16 protein-coding genes are annotated in these 19,810 nt (G+C 70.3%); 10 read left to right on the forward strand and 6 right to left on the reverse strand.

Translation table 11 applies throughout. The features are described from left to right. Nucleotides 1-52: 52 nt before the first annotated feature. The 5 genes from Dsi01nite_RS39900 to Dsi01nite_RS39920 form a co-directional block, all read right to left on the reverse strand. Nucleotides 53-4,102, reverse strand: a complete 4,050-nt coding sequence (locus tag Dsi01nite_RS39900; protein WP_203851589.1) for a glycoside hydrolase family 38 N-terminal domain-containing protein — start codon at nt 4,100-4,102, stop codon at nt 53-55. Next, nucleotides 4,099-4,962, reverse strand: coding sequence for a carbohydrate ABC transporter permease (locus Dsi01nite_RS39905; RefSeq protein WP_203851682.1), 864 nt, complete (start codon nt 4,960-4,962; stop codon nt 4,099-4,101). The genes Dsi01nite_RS39900 and Dsi01nite_RS39905 overlap by 4 nt, the downstream gene beginning before the upstream one ends. Nucleotides 4,963-4,985: 23 nt before the next feature. Then, nucleotides 4,986-5,963: a carbohydrate ABC transporter permease gene (locus tag Dsi01nite_RS39910; protein WP_203851590.1), complete on the reverse strand. Its 978-nt coding sequence runs from the start codon at nt 5,961-5,963 to the stop codon at nt 4,986-4,988. Between the two features lie 66 nt (nt 5,964-6,029). After that, complete coding sequence (locus Dsi01nite_RS39915; RefSeq protein ID WP_203851591.1) at nt 6,030-7,298, reverse strand: ABC transporter substrate-binding protein; 1,269 nt, start codon at nt 7,296-7,298, stop codon at nt 6,030-6,032. 529 nt (nt 7,299-7,827) lie between these two features. Continuing rightward, entirely contained in the window at nt 7,828-9,000 is a 1,173-nt protein-coding gene (locus tag Dsi01nite_RS39920) for a HEAT repeat domain-containing protein (protein ID WP_203851592.1), read from the reverse strand. Between the two features lie 170 nt (nt 9,001-9,170). Between Dsi01nite_RS39920 and glnII the strand changes: the two genes are divergently transcribed. After that, nucleotides 9,171-10,172, forward strand: coding sequence for a glutamine synthetase GlnII (gene glnII, locus Dsi01nite_RS39925; RefSeq protein WP_203851593.1), 1,002 nt, complete (start codon nt 9,171-9,173; stop codon nt 10,170-10,172). A gap of 209 nt (nt 10,173-10,381) precedes the next feature. On the opposite strand, the gene Dsi01nite_RS39930 is transcribed toward glnII, so the two are convergent. Beyond that, nucleotides 10,382-10,996 (reverse strand): class I SAM-dependent methyltransferase, encoded by a 615-nt coding sequence (locus Dsi01nite_RS39930; RefSeq protein WP_203851594.1) that lies wholly within the window; start codon nt 10,994-10,996, stop codon nt 10,382-10,384. 145 nt (nt 10,997-11,141) lie between these two features. On the opposite strand from Dsi01nite_RS39930, the gene Dsi01nite_RS39935 reads away from it, so the two are divergent. The 9 genes from Dsi01nite_RS39935 to Dsi01nite_RS39975 all read left to right on the forward strand — a co-directional run bounded on the left by Dsi01nite_RS39935 (nt 11,142) and on the right by Dsi01nite_RS39975 (nt 19,779). Further along, complete coding sequence (locus Dsi01nite_RS39935; protein WP_425554531.1) at nt 11,142-12,395, forward strand: sensor histidine kinase; 1,254 nt, start codon at nt 11,142-11,144, stop codon at nt 12,393-12,395. Then, entirely contained in the window at nt 12,365-13,033 is a 669-nt protein-coding gene (locus Dsi01nite_RS39940) for a response regulator (protein ID WP_203851596.1), read from the forward strand. The genes Dsi01nite_RS39935 and Dsi01nite_RS39940 overlap by 31 nt, the downstream gene beginning before the upstream one ends. Nucleotides 13,034-13,317: 284 nt before the next feature. Next, nucleotides 13,318-14,583: a sensor histidine kinase gene (locus Dsi01nite_RS39945; protein ID WP_203851597.1), complete on the forward strand. Its 1,266-nt coding sequence runs from the start codon at nt 13,318-13,320 to the stop codon at nt 14,581-14,583. Then, nucleotides 14,580-15,236 (forward strand): response regulator, encoded by a 657-nt coding sequence (locus tag Dsi01nite_RS39950; protein WP_203851598.1) that lies wholly within the window; start codon nt 14,580-14,582, stop codon nt 15,234-15,236. Before Dsi01nite_RS39945 ends, Dsi01nite_RS39950 begins: the two co-directional genes overlap by 4 nt. A gap of 81 nt (nt 15,237-15,317) precedes the next feature. Then, nucleotides 15,318-16,211: an ABC transporter ATP-binding protein gene (locus tag Dsi01nite_RS39955; protein ID WP_203851599.1), complete on the forward strand. Its 894-nt coding sequence runs from the start codon at nt 15,318-15,320 to the stop codon at nt 16,209-16,211. Then, on the forward strand, nt 16,208-17,269 hold the full coding sequence (locus tag Dsi01nite_RS39960; protein ID WP_203851600.1) for an ABC transporter permease: 1,062 nt from the start codon (nt 16,208-16,210) through the stop codon (nt 17,267-17,269). Before Dsi01nite_RS39955 ends, Dsi01nite_RS39960 begins: the two co-directional genes overlap by 4 nt. Before the next feature lie 271 nt (nt 17,270-17,540). Next, the gene (locus tag Dsi01nite_RS39965; protein ID WP_203851601.1) at nt 17,541-18,098 is read left to right on the forward strand and encodes a PadR family transcriptional regulator; all 558 of its coding nucleotides are present in this window, start codon (nt 17,541-17,543) and stop codon (nt 18,096-18,098) included. Nucleotides 18,099-18,495: 397 nt separating this feature from the next. Next, the gene (locus Dsi01nite_RS39970) at nt 18,496-18,918 is read left to right on the forward strand and encodes a DoxX family protein (RefSeq protein WP_203851602.1); all 423 of its coding nucleotides are present in this window, start codon (nt 18,496-18,498) and stop codon (nt 18,916-18,918) included. A gap of 27 nt (nt 18,919-18,945) precedes the next feature. Further along, entirely contained in the window at nt 18,946-19,779 is an 834-nt protein-coding gene (locus Dsi01nite_RS39975) for an alpha/beta fold hydrolase (RefSeq protein ID WP_203851603.1), read from the forward strand. Nucleotides 19,780-19,810: the final 31 nt, after the last annotated feature.

Consider the following 19,810-nt stretch of genomic DNA (forward strand, 5'->3'; position numbering starts at 1 on the left):
CCGTTTCGTGCTCATGCCGATGAGCGAGCACGTGATCATGGCGAGCATCTCCCTACGAGGCAGGGGCTGGCCGATCGAGCCGGCCGGCGACGCCATCGCCTTCGCCGGGTCGAATGATGATGCGAACCGGTTCGGCGTAGGTGATGTGCCCGTAGGCGCAGATCTTGGGCTGGGCCCAGAACTCCCCGGGCGGCGTAGCAGCCGGGACGGCGACGTCGAACTCGACGGACGCCGTGGAGCCGGCTTCGATGGTGAAGCTGCGGGTCGGGCTGCTCATCAGTGGCCAGATGTGGTGCGGGGTGATGAGCTCGACGTGCCCGCGCAGTGGTGTACGGAGTGTGTGAGCCACCTGTACGCGCACGCGGCTTCGCGTCCCCGGGGTCAGCGTCAGCTGCTGGGCCTCGCTGCGCGCGCGCAGCAGCGGCTCGGGCGCGGGCTGGCCCACGGGCACGATGAGCACGTCCTGCAGGTCCTGGCCCTGGTGGTTGATGCTCGCCGCGACCGCGTACCAGCCGGGCGCGGCGGCCGCGGGAGCCGTGACGGTGATCGGCACGCTGAGGTGGCCACCCGCCTTGACGGTCACGGGTAACGATCGAGGCGTGGCGACCCAGCCGTCCGGCGCGGTGACGACCAGGTTCCCGCCGTAGCCGGCGTCGGTGTTGTCGCTGACGATCTGCGCGCGCAGCCGCACGGCCGCCGCGTTGCCGTCGTTCGGCGGCTCGTCGTCCGGTCGGAGGGTGAGCGTGACGGGCAGGTTACCCATGGGCGCGGGGCCGCAGTTGTGCAGCCAATAGCGGGTGAACACGGGCTGGACCGCTTCGCTGCTCGCAACGAGCGCTGTTCGGCCCCGCTCGGCGCGGGCCGGTGACAGGGCGAGAGACGTGATCCGGTACCCCTCGACGTCGACGTATGCGTGCCTGCCGTCGTGCTCGAGGGGTGCGCCCTCGCGGTCGAGCAGGTCGGTGACCGCGGCCGTGGTGATGCCGCCGGCGAGGCGGATCGCGACGCTGCCGGAGCGGCCGTGGGGCTCGTAGCCGCGGACGATCAGGCTGTCGCACGCGTCGGCGGGCGCCGCGGAGCCGGCGGCGAGCGGATCCCAGCGCGGCTTGACCGCGGTGACGACGAAATTCTCGGCCGGCTCGACGTTCAGCAGGGATCCGGTCGCGGGCAGTGGCCCGTCGGTGGCCGGCGCGACGGTTGCGGCCAGGGGATGGTTGACGCACTGCCCGGCGGCGGTGAACCCCGCGGTGCGCCATCCACCGGGCCCGCTCACCAGGTGGTACTCGAAGCGCCTGCTGGTGTGGTGCTGGAAGCTGCGCCCGCCCGGTGCGTTGCGATCCGGCATGTTGATCGCGGTTCCGGTGGGCCAGCCGGTGCAGGCGCGGGCCAGTGACATGTTCAGCGTGCCGTCGGGCTCGACCGCGAAGCCGGGGGTACCGCGGTTGAGCAGGGCGACGGTGTAGTCCTCAACCGTGCTCTCGTTGTGGTGCAGCGCCAACGGCTGCGTGACGTGGACGTTCGCGTCGCGGAGGTCATCGACGAGATCGGTCACGGCCCAGTGCTCGGCCTGCGCGTCGGTGCCGGCGATCAGCAGCACCGGCAGATCGCGGATCGGGCGCACGTCGGCGCCCGGCCGCCACACCTCGCCGAGCGGACGTTCGGCCGGAATCCACAGGCGTGCGGTGCCGGTGGCCTCGAGCTGAGCGGCCAGCTCGGCGGCGATCGGCGCCGGCGCCCGGTCGAGGAGCTCGGCGACGAATCCGTTGCGTTGCGGGGTGCCGACCGCGACTCGGCAGTCGGGCAGGTTGGTGTCGGTGTCCAGCGCGCCGTAACGGTTGCCCGTCGCGGTCGTCACGGTGGCGGTGACACCGGCCCGGGCCAGTCCGACCGCGAGGCGCCGGGTCGAGGGCATGCCCTGATCGCCGTCGGGGACGACGATCTCGGCGATCGACACCGCCCGGGAACGCTCGCCGCGCTGTTGTGGATCGTGCAGGTGGACGGTCAGCGCCGCCCCGAGGCCGAACCACCGGTGCGCCGTGTTGTCCAGAGTCCGGGGATGCTCCGCGGCGTCCGCGTCGAGCAGTGCGTAGCCGCGGCCGATGACAGCGGCCGCGGTCTCGCTGATGGGCATGCCGCCCGGGATGTCGCAGGGGATACGCACGCGCAGGAGCCGGTCGGTGTCGGCGAACCCGTCGACGGACGTGGCGAAGTCGATCCGGTCGATGCCGTGCCACAGCGTGGTGTACTGCGTGTAGCGGCATCCGTCGACGTCCGCGGTCGCGACGATCCGTTCGCCGATCGGGCAGCGTTCGACGGTGACGGCGGCTGCCGTGTTCGAGCTGCGCCAGACGACGTCGCGCGGGAGCAGGTGCCACGGGCCTTCGCCGAATTCCGGATGGTCGGCGTGTTCGGCGACGCAGACCAGGTCGTTGCCCACCCGGCCCGGCGGGAGAATGTCCCGGCCAGAGGTGAGGTCGGTGATCTCGGTCAGCGCGCCGCCCCGCCCGGGATCCGTGCGGAGCCGGTAGCGGTCGTTGGCGATGCTCGTCGTCTCGACGGGCCGCCACGCGGACGCCGACGGCTCGGGGGCGCCGGGCCGCAGGCGGTAGGTGCGGTAGCCCATCGACGGCACGTCGCGCGCGACCCACCGCAGCTGCACCCGGCCGGGCCGCCCGTCGGAGGCGTGCTCGAGGGCCTCAGCTAGGTACGGGACCGGGGCTCCGGCGTCATCGGTGAGCGTGACCCCTGCGGCGTGGTCGAGCTCGATCTCCAGGGTGACGGTGTCGGTCCGGGTGTACGCCAGGGGATTGAACACCACGACCGCGGTGCCCTCTCCGCGGGTGTCGACGTGGCGGGCCAGATGCCGGCGGGCCGCTCGGTCGACGTCGGCGGCCAGGTCGTGCGCCTCGCGCCAGCCCGCGACCAGGTCGAGATAGACCTGGTCGGACTGGGTCCCGGTGACCGCGTCGTGGTGCGCGCCGAACAGCAGCAGCCGCCACGCCTTGTCGACGGCCGCGGCGGGGTAGGCCGCGCCGTGCAGTGCGGCGAAGGTGGCCCATTTCTCGGCGTCCAGCAGCAGCCCCTCCACCAGGCGGTGGGCCTGCTTGGTGTCGATCGCGGTGACGTCCTTGCCGGTGTAGATCGGGTTCATGTCGCGGGTCTGCGGCGTCGGGTGTACGCCCCTCGCGGCGAGCTCGCCGCGGACGGCGGCGAAGAAGTCGCGCGGCAGGCCGTAGCGCAGCCGCACGTGCGGGTAGCGCTCGGTCCAGGCCGCGCGCAGCTCGGTGACCCACCGCATGGGAGGGCTGAAGTCGCTGCCCATCGGAATCATGACGTGGTGGGTCGCGGCGGCCGGCCGGAGCGCGGTGAACAGCTCGTGCAGCTCCGCCGCCGCAGTCTGCGGGTCCTGGGCGGCGTCGAGGCTGAAGCCCGCCGAGTAATGACCGGCCATGTAGTGGGTGAGCAGGCCGTCGCCGCCGGGCGACACCCATTCGAACTCGGTGTGGAACTGGACCGGCGCGAACGGCTTGCGATGTTCGCGGATGTTCCAGCTGGTCAACATGGGTCCCCACTGGTGGTAGGGGCCACGGGCGAAGGCGATCGAGGTCAGCCCGGCGCCGGACATCACCTGCGCGAACTGCGGATCGTGGCCGAACACGTCCAGCTGCCATGCGGTGGACGGGACGCCTCCGACGACGTTGCGCTGGAATCCGACGCCGTGCACGGCGTTGCGGATCGTCGTCTCGATGCCGGTGAGGTTGGTGTTGGGTTCGTTGTAGGTGCCGCCGACCAGCTCCAGCCGGCCTCCCGCGATCAGCCGGCGGATGAACGCGCGATCCTCGGGATACGTGTCCCAGTACGGCTTGAGGTAGTCGACCTCGGCGAGGACCACGCTGTACTGCGGGTCTTCGCGCATCTTCGCCAGGTGCGCCTTGACGAGGCTGAACGCGCTGTGGCCGGGCCACGCGAAGCGCGCCTCGCCCGAGTCGTCGGCGGGCGCTTGGTCCTGCGGCCGATCCCAGGTCTGGGTGTACGCGGACTGGGTGTTCCACCACACCGGGTCGTAGTGGAAGTGCGGGATGAGCCAGACGGTCCAGTTCATGCCTTCACGGCCCCCTGCATGATCCCGCCGATGATCTGCTTGCCGAGGAAGAGGAACACCAGCAGCACCGGAGCCGTGCTGATCAGGGTTCCCGCGAGCACGAGCGAGTAGTCCATGTAGTAGCCACCGGCCAGTGTGGACAGTGCCACCTGGGTGGTCGGGTTGCCCTGGCCCAGGGCCAGCAGGGGCCAGAAGAAGTCGTTCCAGGCGTTCATGAAGGTGAACAGCGCGAGCACCGCGGCGACGGGTCGCGCCGCCGGCAGCACGACGTGCCAGTACAGCCGGTGCGTCGAGCATCCATCCATCCGGCCGGCCTCCAGCAGCGCGGTGGGCAGCGCATCGGAGAGGTACTGGCGCACCAGGAAGACGCCGAAGGCCGACGTGGCCGCCGGAACGATGACCGCCTGCAGGTGTCCGGTCCAGCCCAGCCACTGCGACATCATGATGTACAGCGGGATGATGCCCAGCTGGGCCGGCACCATCATCGTCACCAGGAGGATCCCGAGCAGGGCGTTGCTGCCGCGGAAGCGCAGCTTGGCGAAGGCGAAGCCGGCCAGCGTGCTCGTGAGCACCACGCAGACCGTGATCAAGGTCGCGACGATGATCGAGTTGAGCAGGGCGAGGCCGAAGTTCGCCTGCGTGTACGCCTGCTGCAGGTTGGCCCACAGGTGCGTGCCGGGCAGCAGCTTCGGCGGCCAGCTGCCCGCCGCGGAGTTGTCGTTGGACGCCGCGACGAGCGACCAGTACAGCGGGAACGCCGACACCGCGGCGATGATGCCCAGCAGTACGTAGGTCCTCGTTCCGGCGCGGCGCTGTGCCGGCGCGGCAGCCCTCTGGCCGGGGCGGCGGCCGCCGGTCATGGCACGGGAGACCGGTATCAGGGTCATGAGGAGCTCCGAATCCGTCGGGACAGCAGGTAGTTCGCGCCGACCGCCAGCACGATGATCATGAACATGGCCCAGGACACCGTGGCTGCGTAGGAGTACTTGCCGTGGGTCCAGAACTGCTCGTAGACGTACATGGCGAGGGTCTGGAACTGGCGGGAGTCGCCGCCGGTCGGGCTCATCCCCGGGTTGAACATGAGCGGCTCGGTGAACAGCTGGATCGTGCCGATGGTCGACATGATCACGCTGAAGATGATGGTCGGGCGCAGCGCCGGGACGGTGATGGTGCGGAACTTCTGGAACTGGCTGGCGCCGTCGAGGTCCGCCGCCTCGTAAAGGTCGTCGGAGACCGCCTGCAGCGCGGCGAGATAGATCAGGGAGTTGTACCCGGTCCACCGCCAGGTCAGGATGACGCCCAGCGCCACCCATGACTGCCAGGTGCCCGATTGCCAGTCGACCTTGTCGATGCCGACCAGGCTGAGCCCCCAGTTGATCAGGCCGAGGTCCCGCCCGAACAGCTGGGCGAAGATCAGTCCGACGGCGGCCACCGAGGTGATGTTGGGCAGCAGGACGCCCATGCGCAGCAGCGTGCGGCCGCGCATCTTGCGTTGCAGCAAATGGGCGATCCACATCGCGAGGAGCAGCTGCGGTACCGTGCCCAGCACGCCGATCGCGGCGGTGTTGCGCAGCGCGTTCCAGAAGTAGTCGTCGTGGACGAGCCGCGCGAAGTTGCCCAGCCCCACGAACGTGTGCTCACTGCCCGGGATGTCGCGGTTCCACTGGGTGATGGCCATCCAGCCGGTGTAGAGCAGCGGGAACAGCCCGAACACGCCGAACGCCACGAAGAACGGTGCGATGTAGAGATACGGCGTACCGCTCAGGTCGAACCTGTGGCGCAGCTGGGACCACCGGTTGTCCGTCGCCCGGATGGTGTTGCGCCGCCGACGCAACACTGACGACGGTGTCAAGACTGCCATCAGGCCTGTCGTTCCTTTCTGGAGCTTCCCCTACCGCTGACTGTTCGTCCGACTGCTCGCCGTGGGTTACGGCTCGGTGGCATTCGCAACGTCCTTGAGCACCTGGTCCCACGCCTGCGCGGGTCGCTGTTTGCCCTTGTCGACCCGGGTGATCCCCAGGCCGATCAGCGGTCCGATGTCGCCGTCCTTGGGGCCCTGGTACTGCGGCCGCAGGTTCTTCGCCGCCTCGGTGAAGAGCTGGCCGGTGGGCGCGTTGTTGAAGAACGCGTTGGTGTTGCCGAGCACGGCCGGGTCGTTGTAAAGCGAGGCCTGGCTGGGCAGGTGCCCCTGGGTCCGGAAGATCCAGCTCGCCTGCTCGGGCGCGGTCAGGTACCGGGCGAGCTCGGCGGCCTCCTTCTGGTGCTTGCTCTGCTTCGGCACCGTCAGGAACGAGCCGCCCCAGTTGCCGCTGCCGCCGGGGATCGTGGCGATGTCCCACTTGCCGCTGGTCTGCGGCGCGTTCTGCTTGATGGTGTCGGTCATCCACGCCGGGCAGGCCACGGTCGCGAACGACCCCCGCTGGAACCCGGCGTTCCACTGCTGGCTGAACGTCGCCAGCTTCGCCGACTCACCGGCCTGCACGGCCTCGACCGCGAGGTTGAACGCCCGCTTGACGGCGGGATTTTCGGCCACCACCACCTTGTTGCTGGTGGCGGTGTAGCCGACGGGCGCCTGGCCGATGATGGCGTTGAAGACGTTGGAGCCCGAGTCGAACCAGGCCACGCCGTCCGGTGCGCCTGCCTTGAAGCGCTTGCCGGTCGCGATGTACGACTGCCAGTCCGGCCACAGCGCGGCCACCTGGTCGCGGTCGGTCGGCAGGCCAGCCTGCGCGAACAGGTCCCGGCGGTAGCACATGGCCAGGCCGCCGACGTCGGCCCCCAGCCCCATCAGCTGGCCGTTGGCGCCGGTCGCCTGCTGCGACTTCCACGGCAGCCACTGGCCCGGGGTGGCGCCGTAGTCCCTGAAGTCGACGAACTTGTCCGCCATGACCCTGAACTGCGCGATGTAGCCGCCGTCGATGGCCTCGATGTCGCCGGTGCCCGACCCGCCCAGCAGGTGCGCCTGCAGGTTCTTGTGGTGATCGTCGTACGAGACGACGTGTTCGACGATCTTGATCCCGGGATGGCTCTGCTCGTACCTGGTGTACAGGTCGCGGTATCCCATGTCGCCGAAGATCTCGACGTCGAGCTGTGTCTGGCCCGGCTTGGCGGAGCTGCAGGCGCCAGCCGCCGCGGCGACGAGCGCCAAACAGCTCGCTGTCAGCACCGTCAGCGCCTTGAGCCTGCGGGTGTGCATCGGGGCTCCTCATGGTCTGGGGCATGGTTGCTACGAGTGCCCGATCGGGCACGGACGTGCCTCGATCGCGGGCAGGATTTGGCGAGGCGCGGGTGCGGTCACGACGCCCCCGGCAGGGCGCCGGCTCCCGTGCAATGCGATCAAGCGCAGTGCACTCGGCCTCCGCGGCGGTGGTTGACACACCGCCCTCATGAGGTGACACCCCGTAGGGCGATGCAACTGCCGGAGACTCTAAGCGACGACCATTAGTCTGTAAAGACCGAATTTTGCAGAAGTTCTAATTTGCCCGTTCTTCCACACATTATTGGTGTTCGTGTTGAACCGTGATCGAGTCGGTCTGGAGGCGATCGGCCGCATGGCGGCTGCGACCCCGCGCGGATACAACGGGCAAGCGCCTCGTCCCTCAGCAGATGCCGGACGCGGCGTCCTTGCGGACGAGCGCGAGATCCTCGCGGTCTGCACGAAGATCTTGACGTCGAGGTTGGCCTTCTCGAACGCGGCGACGATCCCTTTGAGGTCCTCGAGGTGATCAGGCGCGGCGGAGGCGGCGGACCTTACCGCTGGGGTCGGCGCAGAGTTGGCCGGCACGTGCGGTGAACATGTCCGGGTCGAGGGTGGCGAGGGCGCGCCATGCTTCGCCGCGGGTTCGCACGTTCGGGTGGTCGAGGAAGGCGATGATCCGGGTGGCATCGTCGCGGGTGCCCATGTCGGCCAGGCCGGCGAGTGCACCGATGATTGCGTCTCGGGTGGCGTCGACGTTGGCGAGTGTCGTGCGGTAGAGGGCGGCGGAGCCGGTGTGGCCGAGGGCGCGCAGGCTGGCGCGGGCCAGGTAGCGCACCCGTGCGTCGGGGTCGAGCAGGGCACGGCGCAGGTGCGGTTCGCTGTCGGGGTGGTGGGTGCGTGCCCGCAGCGCCTTCCACCGGATACGGGGGTTGGGGTCGGATTCGAGCAGCGGCAGCAGCCGGCGTTGGACGGCCGGGTCGAGGTTGCGTGCGGTGGCCACCCCGGCGGCCCAGTGCCGCAGGGCCGGATCGCCTGTGGCGACGGCCTGTTCGACGGAGGCGGCCGGCTCGATGGTGGCGAGCATGCGCAGGCAGCTCGCGGCGACCGAGGTGTCATCGCCGCGGGCGCCGCCCCATAGGGCGGCCCGGCCGGCCGGGTCACCGTCGATCAGCAACTCGCCGATGGTGCGCGCGATCGGGCCGGCGCGGCGGCGCGCGCCGAGGCCCTCGATCAGCGGGAGGAGCTGCACGAGCAGGGCGCCATGGCCAACCGTGAGCCGGGCGTGCACCGCGGTGGTGGCCTGTTGGCGGACGGGGTCGACCGGGTCGTTGAGGCGCAGCAGCAGGAACGGCAGGGTGAACAGCTCGTCGCTGGTGGCCAGCCACCGGACACCGGCCTCACGCAGGTATCCGGACCGGTCGAAGGTCAGCAGCGCCGCGACCGCGGCGGCATGCCGGCCGTAGTCCTCGCTCAGCACACCGACGTCGGTTCGGACCATCGCAGCGAGCGAGCGGCGACGGCCGCGGTACACGCCCTCCAGGACGACGACGGCACGCGGGGTGGCCACGCGCAGCAGGCCGCTGAGCCTCTCGGCTATCCGCGCCGGGTCCTGGTCCCACCAGCGCAGGACCTCCTCGACGCCGACGATCAGGCGCTCAGCGTTGCAGCGCTGCGCCCATTCGTCGTGTTTCCACCGCATCGTTGCACCCGTCCCGCAGCCGGATGGCGATGCGACTGCCCCTGCTTGCGCAGGATAGCCGGGGAAACCAAGGGGCTCCGTTGCGTACGCCGTTCGGCACGATCGAGGCAGGCTTGAACAGTGGGGTCTGCATTCCGCCAGTCCACGAGTCCCCGGGGGAGGTACCAGTCATGGCGTTCAAGGCCGAGTACATCTGGATCGATGGCACCCGTCCGACCGCGAAACTTCGTTCCAAGACGAAGATCGTCGCCGACGGCGCCGAGCTTCCACTATGGAGCTTCGACGGGTCGAGCACCAACCAGGCGCCCGGCGACAAGTCCGACTGCGTACTGAAGGCGGTGTTCACCTGTCCGGACCCCATCCGTGGCAGGGACGACGTGCTGGTCCTGTGCGAGGTGCTCACCAACGACATGGCGCCGCACCCGACGAACACCCGGGCCGCCTGCGCCGAGATCGCGGCGATGTACGCCGGCCAGGAGGCGATCTTCGGCATCGAGCAGGAGTACACGTTCTTCAAGGACGGCCGGCCGTACGGCTTCCCGCCCATCGGCTTCCCCGCTCCGCAGGGCGGGTACTACTGCGGCGTCGGTGCGGACGAGGTCCACGGCCGCGAGATCGTCGAGAAGCACATGGACCTGTGCCTGGCCGCCGGCCTGCACCTGTCCGGCATCAACGCCGAGGTCATGCCCGGCCAGTGGGAGTTCCAGATCGGTCCGGTCGGCGCGCCGCGGGTCGCCGACGAGCTGTGGATCGCCCGCTGGCTGCTGTACCGTATCGCCGAGGACTTCGGTGTCGCCGCCACCCTCGACCCGAAGCCGGTCAAGGGCGACTGGAACGGCGCCGGCGCGCACACCAACTTCTCCACCAACGCGATGCGCGACAACTACGATGCGATCATCACCGCCTGCGAGGCGCTCGGCAAGCGCGTCTCGGAGCACATCGCCGGCTACGGCGCTGAGATCGAGCACCGCCTGACCGGCATGCACGAGACCGCGCCGTGGAACGCCTACAGCTACAGTGTCTCCGACCGGGGCGCCTCGGTCCGCATCCCCTGGCAGGTCAAGGTGGATGGCAAGGGGTACATCGAGGACCGCCGTCCGAACGCGAACTGCGACCCGTACGTGACCACCCGCCTCATCATCGAGACCTGCTGCGGCGCGCTGGCCGACTGACGTTGTGCCTGCCGAAAATGCCATCCGGGCAGGTCAAGCGGCACGCTCGCACCCGTGTAGAACGCTGGCAGGTCACCGGCGGCGCCGGATGCGGACCTGTCCGAGTCATGTCTCAGGTCGTTGATGGCGAGCAATGAGTGGAGCGGCCACGTCGACAGAGCTGGTCCGCGGCAACCTGAGCGCGACGTGGCCCGTACACGAAGGCGGCGTCAGTTCCGGACCGCCGGGAACGGCCGCCGGACGGCATCGGGGCGTCGTATCTTCGGCGCCGACGCCCGGTGCACGAAGGCCGGCGGGAGGTTGCGCCACACCAGCGGGCTCGTCGCGGTCGCACCGAACCGCTGCGCGAGTTCTGCGGCGAACCGGCGCCCGGGTGGGGTCCACGCCGCATGGGCGTAGGCGAACGTGGCGAACATGCCGGTGGGGGCGAGGCGTCCGGCGACGGCGTCCAGGATCCGGTGCCGTGCCGGCCCGGGCATGACGGTCCATGGCAGCCCGGACACCACGGCGTCGACCGGGTCCTCCACCAGGCGCGCCAGGTCGGCGGCCGACGCGTGGACGACCTCGACCGGATGCCCGCGGTACCGGTCCGCGAGGCGGGCGGCCAGGTGACCGTTGAGCTCGATCGCGACGACCCGGGTGCCCGGACCGACCCGGCGCAGGATCGCATCGGTGAACACGCCGGTCCCAGGCCCCAGCTCCACGACAGTCCGGGCGCGCTCCAGGTGCATGCCGTCGGTCATCATGCGCGCGAGTCCCGGAGAACTGGCCGCGATCGCTCCGGTCAGCCGTGGGTACCGCAGAAACTCCGTGAGGATGGACATGAAGGCGACGCTATGGACGGCGGGCGTCGCCGGTCGTCGTGCCGGCCGGCCGTCGTCATCCTGCCCAGGGTGGACCCGGCACCGCCCGGTGGGAGGACGACCGATGAGAGGCGTCCGCCGTACCGTGTGGGCCGTGCACCGGTTGATGTCGTGGCCGAGAAGGTATGCCAGGGTGGTCGAACCGGCACTCGCCGTGGTCCTCGCCGTGCCGGCGCTGGTGAATCCGCAGGCGGGCGGGCCACTGTGGGCGCAGGGAGGCGTGCTGGCCGGGCTGGTCCTGCCGCTCCTGTGGCGTCGCAGCCAGCCCGAGGCGATGACCGCGGTAGTGCTCGCGGCCGCCTGGCTCGGGCTGCTCACCCGGACCTGGTCCCAGCATCTCCCGCTCGCGCACGCCGCACTGCAGCTCATGCTGTACACACTGGTCGTGCGGGGCAGGCGCCGACCGGCCGCGCTCGCCGCCCCGGCCGCGGCGGCGTTCTTCGTCAGCTGGTCGCTCACTCGCTATCCCGCGTCCGACGCCGGCTGGGCCGCGGTCACCTACTGCCTGTCGATCGCGACAGCCTGGCTGCTCGGCGAGTACGTGCGGGCGCGGCGCGCCTACCTGCAGTCGATCGAGCGCCGGGCCGAGCTCGCCGACTCCGAGCGCCGGGCGCTGGCCCGCGCCGCGGCCGCCGAGGAACGGGCCCGGATCGCACGGGAGCTGCACGACGTCCTCGCCCACAGCGTGGGCGTGATGGTCGTCAACGCCGAGGGTGCGCAGCTCATGCGCCACACCGACCCAGCCGTCGTCGACCGGACGCTGCGACTGGTGAGCACCACCGGGCGCGCGGCACTCAAGGAGCTGCGCCGGCTGCTGGAGGTGCTGCACGAGGACGGCACGATACCCCCGCCGCAACCGAGCCTGGCGGACCTTCGCCAGCTGGTCGACGGCGTCGGTGCCGGGCGGGCAATGGCCGGCCTACGACTCACCGGCACCGAGGAGGGCGTGCCGGCCGGCGCGGTGCTGCAGACCTACCGGATCGTCCAGGAGGCGCTGACGAACGTCGTCAAGCACGCGGGAACCGGGGCGGGCGTCGACGTCGCGGTCGACCTCGGCGTACCCGGACTGCATCGAACGGTGCGGATCGAGGTGCGCGACGACGGGGCCGGCAAGCGCGGATCCGGGCCGCGCCTGCCGTCGTCCGGGCGCGGCATCACGGGGATGCGCGAACGCGTAGCGATGTTCGGCGGGACCCTCGAAGCGGCCCCGGCACCGGAGGGCGGATTCCGGGTGAGCGCGACCCTGCCGCTCGACGGCGAACCGTGCCTCACAGGCCCGCCACAGGAGATCACAGCGCCGCCACAGGCGACCCTCAGCACGATGGGCCCATGTACGACCGACCACCGTTCCGGGTCCTGATCTGCGACGACCAGGAGATGATGCGCGTCGGGCTGCGCATGGTCGTGGACAGCCAGCCGGACCTGACCGTCGTGGGTGAGGCCGCAGACGGTACGGAGGCCGTGGACGCCGCCGTCGAGCTGCGTCCGGACGTAGTGCTCCTGGACGTCCGTATGCCGCGACTGCACGGCGTGGCCGCCGCGGAGCGGATCACTGCCGCGCTGCCCGACACCCGCATCCTGATGATCACCACGTTCGACCTCGACGAGTACGCCTTCGCGGCCCTGCGCGCCGGCGCGAGCGGCTTCCTGGTGAAGGACGCACCTGCCGCCGAGATGCTGGTGGCGATCCGCGGGGTGCTGCGCGGCGACCCCATGGTATCGCCGTCGATCACCCGGCGGCTGCTGGACCGCTACGTCACCACGGGCGTCTCCGCGCTGCCGGACACCCGCCTGGAGGGGCTCACCGACCGCGAGCGTGAGGTGCTCGGCCTCGTCGCCCGCGGGCTGACCAACACCGAGATCGCCGCCCGGCTCCACCTCGGCGAGACCACAGTGAAGACCCACGTGGGCCGGATCCTCGCCAAGCTCGGTGTGCGTGACCGGATCGGCGCCGTCATCTTCGCGTACGAGACCGGTCTCAACCGTCCGGGGACCTGAACCGGCCCCCGTCGCGGGAGGCCGTGCCGCGCGCCGCTTGGCAAACGCTGCCCCGCTGCCAGCGACTACTGTTCGCCACGCCACGCTAACCCGGGCATCCCCGGCAATTACCCTCCCCGGCTGCCGTGACCTCGCCGCCGGCTGGGGCCAGAAGAAGTTGGAGCCCTGGTACCCAAACAACCTGCCGGAATCACGGCAGCGCAGGACCCGGAACAGGACCCGGAGCACAACGCCGGTCCCGCCTGACTCGCGCGAAGCGCGGATCATGTGCCATCGTCGCCGGCATGAGTGCCGGTGAAGTCCTGGACTGGCGGCGGCCCGCGCCGACCGTCAGGCAGCAGCGCACCGACCTCGTCGTCGGGATCGCGGTCGCCGGGGTCGCGCTGCTCAACCTGACGCTCGCGCGCAGCGCCGGGTTGTTCTCGTTCGGGCCGCCACCGCCGCTGGCCGAGCAGATCTTCTGGGCCATGGCCGGCACGCTGCCGCTGGCCTGGCGCCGGCGCTGGCCCGAGGTGGTCGCCGTGGTGGTGTCGGCGGCGTACATCGCCGGGCAGGCCCGCGCCGCCCCGGAGCAGCAGCTCACCTCGGGGGCACTGTTCTGTGTCTTCTACACGCTGGGCGCCTGGGCGCGGGACCACCGCCGGGCGATCTGGCTGCGGTTCGTGCTCATCGGCTCGATGTTCGTCTGGCTCGGCGCGTGGTACCTGATCGAGCTGCCTCAGCTGTCGGCGGGCGCGTTCCGCGACGCCATCGGGCCGGTGTCGCCGATCCTGGCCGTGGTGATCAACGGCATCCTGATCAACATGCTGATCTTCGGCTTCGCGTACTTCTTCGGCGAGACCGCCTGGACCTCGGCGCAGCGGCAGCACGAGCTCGAGGTGCAGGCGGCGCAGCTGCGGGCGTCGCAGGCCGAGGCGGGCGAGCGGGCGGTGATGGGCGAGCGGCTGCGTATCGCGCGGGAGCTGCACGACGTCGTCGCCCACCACGTGTCCGTCATGGGCGTGCAGGCCTCGGCCGGGCGGCGCGTGCTGGAGCGGGACCCCGGCAAGGCCAGAGCGGCGCTGGCGGCGGTCGAGCAGAGCGCCCGGACGGCCGTCGACGAGCTGCGCCGCATGCTCAGTCTGCTGCGGCACGACGGCAGTGAGCGCCAGGCCGCCGGCGCCGGGCTGGACCGGGTCGACGAGCTGCTCAGCAGCGCCCGGGAGGCCGGGCTCGAGACAAGCCTGGGGGTGTACGGCGACCCGGTAGACCTGCCGGAGTCGCTCTCCCAGGCGGGGTACCGCATCGTGCAGGAAGCGGTCACGAACACGCTCAAGCACGCCGGGGCGACGTCACTCGACGTGCGCATCCGCTACCTGGCCGGCGAGCTGGAGGTCGACGTCGCCGACAACGGCACCCCGGGGGCGCCGGTGAAGGCCGGGCTCGGGCTGATCGGCATGCGGGAACGGGTCGCCGCCCACGACGGGGTGCTGGAGACCGGCTCCCGCACCGACGGCGGGTTCCGGGTCCGCGCCCGGTTCCCCCTGCAGCGCACCGGGGCCGCCGCGTGATCCGCGTGCTGCTGGCCGACGACCACCATCTCGTGCGGACCGGGTTCCGGGTCATCCTCGAGACGGAGGACGACCTGGAGGTGGTGGGCGAGGCGGCGGACGGGCGGCAGGCGGTGGCGCTGGCCGCCAGTACCGCACCTGATGTGGTGCTCATGGATGTGGAGATGCCCGGCCTGGACGGGCTGGACGCCACGCGGCTGATCACCGCGGCCGATCCGGGGCCGGCCGTGCTCATCCTGACCACCTTCGACCGCGACGACTACCTGTTCGAGGCGCTGGCCGCCGGGGCGAGCGGGTTCCTGCTCAAGAACGGCACGCCCGAGGCACTCATCGACGCGATCCGGGTGCTGGCCAGGGGCGACGCGCTGCTGGCGCCGGAGCTGACGCGCCGGGTGATCGCCACGTTCGCGCGGCCGGGCGGGGGCCGCGGCACCCGGGGCGACCGGCTCGCCGAGCTCACGCCGCGGGAGCAGGAGGTGCTCGTCGCGCTGGCCGCCGGGGCCACCAACGCCGAGATCGCGACCGCGTTGCACCTGGGCGAGGCGACGGTGAAGACACACGTCAGTCGGGTGCTCACCAAGCTCGGGCTGCGCGACCGCACGGCCGCCGTCGTGTTCGCCTACGAGCACGGTGTGGTGACCCCGGGAGGATGACGGGGTCCCCCGCGCGACGGACGCCGCGGGTAGGCCGCCGGCCGGACGACACGGACGGACCGGCCGCATAGCGTGATCTTCATGACGACGGTGCTCCATCTCGAGGCGGTCAGCCGCCGGTTCGGCGAACGGCAGGTGCTGCAGGACGTCACCTTCGACGTGGTGGCCGGGCGGATGACCGGCTTCGTCGGCGCGAACGGTGCCGGCAAGACCACGACGATGCGGATCATCCTGGGCGTCCTGGCCGCCGACGCGGGCACGGTCACGTGGCAGGGCACGCCGCTGACCCGCGCGGTCCGGCGGGGCTTCGGCTACATGCCCGAAGAACGCGGCCTGTACCCCAAGATGACGGTCCGTGACCAGCTGATCTACCTGAGCCGCCTGCACGGGTTGGGGCCCGGCACGGCGAAACGCAACGCCGAGGCGCTGATCGAGCGGCTCAGCCTCGGCGAGCGCGCCGGCGACCCGCTGGAGAACCTGTCGCTGGGCAACCAGCAGCGCGCCCAGATCGCCGCCGCGCTCGTGCACGAGCCCGAGGTCCTGGTGCTGGACGAGCCGTTCTCCGGCCTCGACCCGCTCGCGGTCGACACCGTGGTGGCGGTGCTGCGCGAGCGGACCGCGCGGGGTGTGCCGGTGCTGTTCTCCAGCCATCAGCTCGATGTCGTCGAGCGTCTCTGCGACGACCTCGTCATCATCGCCGGCGGACAGATCCGGGCCGCCGGTCCGCGCCAGCACCTGCGGGAGTCGTACGCGCAGCCGCGGTACACGCTGCACGTGGACGGCGACGCCGGGTGGCTGCGCGACGAGCTCGGCGTGTCGTTGGTCGATCTCGACGGCCCGCGGGCCGTGTTCGACCTCGCCGGCGACGCCGACGACCAGACGATCCTGCGCAACGCCCTGAGCCGCGGCCCGGTCCGCTCGTTCGGCCCCGTCACGCCCTCGCTCGCCGAGATCTTCCGGGAGGTCACCCGATGAACACCAGTGCCGCGACCCGCCTCGTCGCCGGCCGCGAGCTCAAGGTCAAGTTGCGCGACAAGACGTTCGTGTTCAGCACGCTGTTCTTCCTGCTGTTCGCGGTCGGCGCGACGGTGCTGCCGGCGATGTTCGGCGGCGGCCCGTCCAGCGTCGCGGTCGCCGACGAGTCGCTGGCACCGAAGCTGCGCGAGGCCGGGCTCAAGGTCCGCGTCGTGGCCGACCCGGAGCGGCTCGTCCGCGACGGCGACGTCGACGCCGCGGTCGTCGCCGGGCCCCAGGTGCTGGCTATGACCGACGCGCCCGGCGACGTGGTCCGGGCGCTGTCGACCGAGCCGGAGGTCCGGCTGCTCGACCCGGACGCCGTCGAGCCCGTGGTGGGGTTCCTGGTGGCGTTCGTGTTCGCGATGGTGTTCTTCTTCACCTCGCTCACGTTCGGGCTGCAGATCGCGCAGAGCGTCACTGAGGAGAAGCAGACCCGGATGGTGGAGATCCTGGTCGCCGCCGTGCCGGTCCGCGCGCTGCTGGCCGGCAAGGTCCTCGCCGGGGGCATCCTGGCACTGGCCCAGGTCGCGCTGATCGCGCTGGTCACGATCGTCGGCGCGCAGCTCACCGACGGCGGCAGCGATCTGCTGCCGGTGCTGGCTCCGGCGCTGGTCTGGTTCGTGCCGTTCTTCGTCTTTGGGTTCGTCATGCTGGCCGCCCTCTGGGCCGCCGTGGGCGCGCTCGTCAACCGGCAGGAGGACATCGGCGGCGCGTCGACGCCCGTCCAGCTGGTGGTGATGCTGCCGTTCTTCGCCGTCATCTTCCTGCGGGACAACGCCCTGGTGATGACGATCATGTCGTACGTGCCGTTCTCCTCGCCGACGGCGATGCCGGTCCGGCTGTTCGACGGCGACGCCGCGGGCTGGGAGCCGTTCGTGTCCCTGGCCGTGCTCGCGATCTCGGCCGCGGTCACCCTAGCCGCCGGTGCCCGGCTCTACGAGGGCTCGCTGCTGCGCACCAACGGCAGGACCTCGTGGGCGAGCGCCTGGCGCGACCGGGAGATGCAGCGGCTCTGACCGCGGCCCGAAAGCAGCATGTCGGGGCGGATCCCTCGCGGATCCGCCCCGTCGCGCTTGTGCGACTCTGTTGCCTAATTCTGTCTATGCGGCGAGGGTGAGATCGAGCCTGCTCAGGTGGGTGGCTTTGGAGGTCTCCACCAGCACCGTTTGTAGGTCAGTGCCGACACCACCCGGACCAGGAGGGCACCCTAGTGTTGGTGGGAGTTGACACCACCCTGGCGGGCGCGCAAGCGGAGCGAGTCCGAGCAGATTGAGCGGAGGTGGGCGCATGTCGGCGACGAAGCTCCTGATACTCGGTATCGTGCACCTCTCCGGCGGCGCGCATGGCTACCAGGTGCGGTCCGAACTGCAGAGCTGGGGTGCGGAGAGTTGGGCCAAGATCAAGCCCGGCTCGATTTATCACGCGCTGAAGAAGGCGGCGGCTGATGGCCTCCTCACCGAACACGCCGAGCCGGGCAACTCCGGGCCGGAGCGCGTTCTGTACCGCGCGACAGCTCGGGGACGGGACGAGATGGTCGAACTGGTCCGCGACGGTCTGCGGCGCACTCACGACCCGGACATGCTCAACGCGTCCATCGCCATGTTGCCCATGCTGACCAGGACAGATGCCATCGCGCAGGTTAACGAGCGGGTCGCGCGCCTGGAAGCGGAGCTCGTAGAGCAGGCCAAGTGGCGGGAGCACCCCAATAGGGACGCCCCCGAGCACGTCCGCGATCAGGCCGAACTGTGGGCGGGACAGGCACGCACCGAACTGGAGTGGGCGAAGAGCCTGAGCAAACGACTGTCTGAGGGCGCCTACACCATGGCCGATGATCCGGGTTCGTGACGAACGGTCCCCGATCACCTCAAGATACGCTTCTAATCAAACTTGACTAGACGTTACCTCCTCTGTAATCTGACCAAGTAATCAAACTTGACTAGCCTCACCCGAAGACGATTCCCGGGTGGACGCAGGCGGTCGTCGAGGTCAACCCGATCACCCACCTGGCGACCGTGGTACGGCGGGCTGATGGACGGCTTGGTACCCGCCGGGAAATCGGCTGGGTGCTCGTCTCGTCCGTACTTCTCGTCGCGGTCTTCGGTCCCATCACCATGGTCCTCTACCGCAACAAGAAGTAGATGCCGCTACCGCGAGCACTTGGTCGAAATCAACTCCGACAACCCGGCCCACTCGGACAACGCCATCACCGGTACCAGGCCCCGGACACGACAAGGAGGGCCGAATGAGCACCATCGCCAAGAACAACTCGGAAACCGTTGCGCACACGCCCGGGCGGGCGAGCAGCATCGGGGTCTGGATTCTGCAAGTCGTGCTGGCGGCGATAATCGCCGGCGGCGGAATCTCGAAGCTCGCCGGCGACCCGGTCATGGTGGACATGTTCGCCGACATCGGGGCTGGCCAGTGGCTCCGGTACCTGGTCGGAGCGCTGGAGGTCGCGGGAGGGGTTGGACTTCTGATCCCGGCTCTGGCGGGCCTGGCCAGTCTGGGGTTGGCGGCATTGCTGACCGGTGCTGTCATCACCGATCAGTTCGTGCTCGAGCAGAGCCCTTGGCTGCCGCTCGCCCTTCTCGTCGTGGCGGCCGTGATCGCAAGGGCGCGGTGGTCGCGCACCGAGGCCGTCGTCGGCACGCTGCTCAGGCGCTGAGACAAACCTCTCGAACGGAGATGTGAGATGAACGAGATGGCCTTTCGCGTGACATCAAACGATGGCACCACCATCGCCTACGACCGGAAGGGAAGCGGCCCGGCTGTCGTCCTGGTAGGCGGCGCACAGGACGACGGAGCCGAGAACACTCCCTTGATACCTGCTCTCGCCGAGCACTTCACGGTTTACAACTATGCCCGTCGGGGACGCGGCGCGAGCGGCTTCACCGAGCCCTACGCCGTGGAAAGGGAGATTGAGGACCTGGATGCGTTGATCGCGGAGGCGGGCGGCTCGGCACACCTGTTCGGGGCGTCCTCTGGTGGCGCTCTGGCGCTGGAAGCCGCCGCGGCCGGGTCAGCCATCGACACGATCGCCGTGTGGGAGGTGCCGTACGCGGTCGGGGACGACATACGCCCGCGATTCGAGGAGTACGTCGCGGACACCCGACGCGCCTTCGACGCCGGGCGAAACGAGGAGGTTCTCGAACTGTTCATGCGCATGACCGGCGCCTCCGACGACAACATCGCGGCCAGGAAAGCGGCAGGCAAGCAGACGGCGCATTGGGCGGATTCGGTCGCCCTCGCGCCCACGCTGGTCCACGACAGCCTCTTCCTCAACCGCTACCAGTTGCCGGCCGATCGACTGGCAACGGTCACCCAACCGGTCCTGGTCACCACCGGAGGACCGATCACGGTCCCCTACATGGCAGGCCTGCCCTCGGACTTCTTCGACCGCGCAGCCGACGAGCTTGCAGACCTCCTACCCCACGCTCAACGGGAGACCCTCGAGGGGCCGGATCACGTCGTCGACCCACAGATCGTCGGCCCGCTGTTGCTACGGTTCTTCAGCAGCGATCACTGAGGTGCCCGCGAGGTGTTGCGGGAAGACCGAT

The organism is Dactylosporangium siamense (assembly GCF_016862795.1).
Taxonomy (GTDB): domain Bacteria; phylum Actinomycetota; class Actinomycetes; order Mycobacteriales; family Micromonosporaceae; genus Dactylosporangium; species Dactylosporangium siamense.

Coding starts and splice junctions, on each gene's coding strand:
- Dsi01nite_RS39930 (WP_203851594.1), bottom strand. CDS start 10,996: ATGTCCATCCTCACGGAGTTTCTGCGGTACCCACGGCTGACCGGAGCG.
- Dsi01nite_RS39970 (WP_203851602.1), top strand. CDS start 18,496: ATGAGCACCATCGCCAAGAACAACTCGGAAACCGTTGCGCACACGCCC.
- Dsi01nite_RS39955 (WP_203851599.1), top strand. CDS start 15,318: ATGACGACGGTGCTCCATCTCGAGGCGGTCAGCCGCCGGTTCGGCGAA.
- Dsi01nite_RS39935 (WP_425554531.1), top strand. CDS start 11,142: ATGTCGTGGCCGAGAAGGTATGCCAGGGTGGTCGAACCGGCACTCGCC.
- Dsi01nite_RS39960 (WP_203851600.1), top strand. CDS start 16,208: ATGAACACCAGTGCCGCGACCCGCCTCGTCGCCGGCCGCGAGCTCAAG.
- Dsi01nite_RS39975 (WP_203851603.1), top strand. CDS start 18,946: ATGAACGAGATGGCCTTTCGCGTGACATCAAACGATGGCACCACCATC.
- Dsi01nite_RS39940 (WP_203851596.1), top strand. CDS start 12,365: ATGTACGACCGACCACCGTTCCGGGTCCTGATCTGCGACGACCAGGAG.
- Dsi01nite_RS39965 (WP_203851601.1), top strand. CDS start 17,541: ATGTCGGCGACGAAGCTCCTGATACTCGGTATCGTGCACCTCTCCGGC.
- Dsi01nite_RS39945 (WP_203851597.1), top strand. CDS start 13,318: ATGAGTGCCGGTGAAGTCCTGGACTGGCGGCGGCCCGCGCCGACCGTC.
- Dsi01nite_RS39920 (WP_203851592.1), bottom strand. CDS start 9,000: ATGCGGTGGAAACACGACGAATGGGCGCAGCGCTGCAACGCTGAGCGC.
- Dsi01nite_RS39915 (WP_203851591.1), bottom strand. CDS start 7,298: ATGCACACCCGCAGGCTCAAGGCGCTGACGGTGCTGACAGCGAGCTGT.
- Dsi01nite_RS39905 (WP_203851682.1), bottom strand. CDS start 4,962: ATGACCGGCGGCCGCCGCCCCGGCCAGAGGGCTGCCGCGCCGGCACAG.
- glnII (WP_203851593.1), top strand. CDS start 9,171: ATGGCGTTCAAGGCCGAGTACATCTGGATCGATGGCACCCGTCCGACC.
- Dsi01nite_RS39900 (WP_203851589.1), bottom strand. CDS start 4,102: ATGAACTGGACCGTCTGGCTCATCCCGCACTTCCACTACGACCCGGTG.
- Dsi01nite_RS39910 (WP_203851590.1), bottom strand. CDS start 5,963: ATGGCAGTCTTGACACCGTCGTCAGTGTTGCGTCGGCGGCGCAACACC.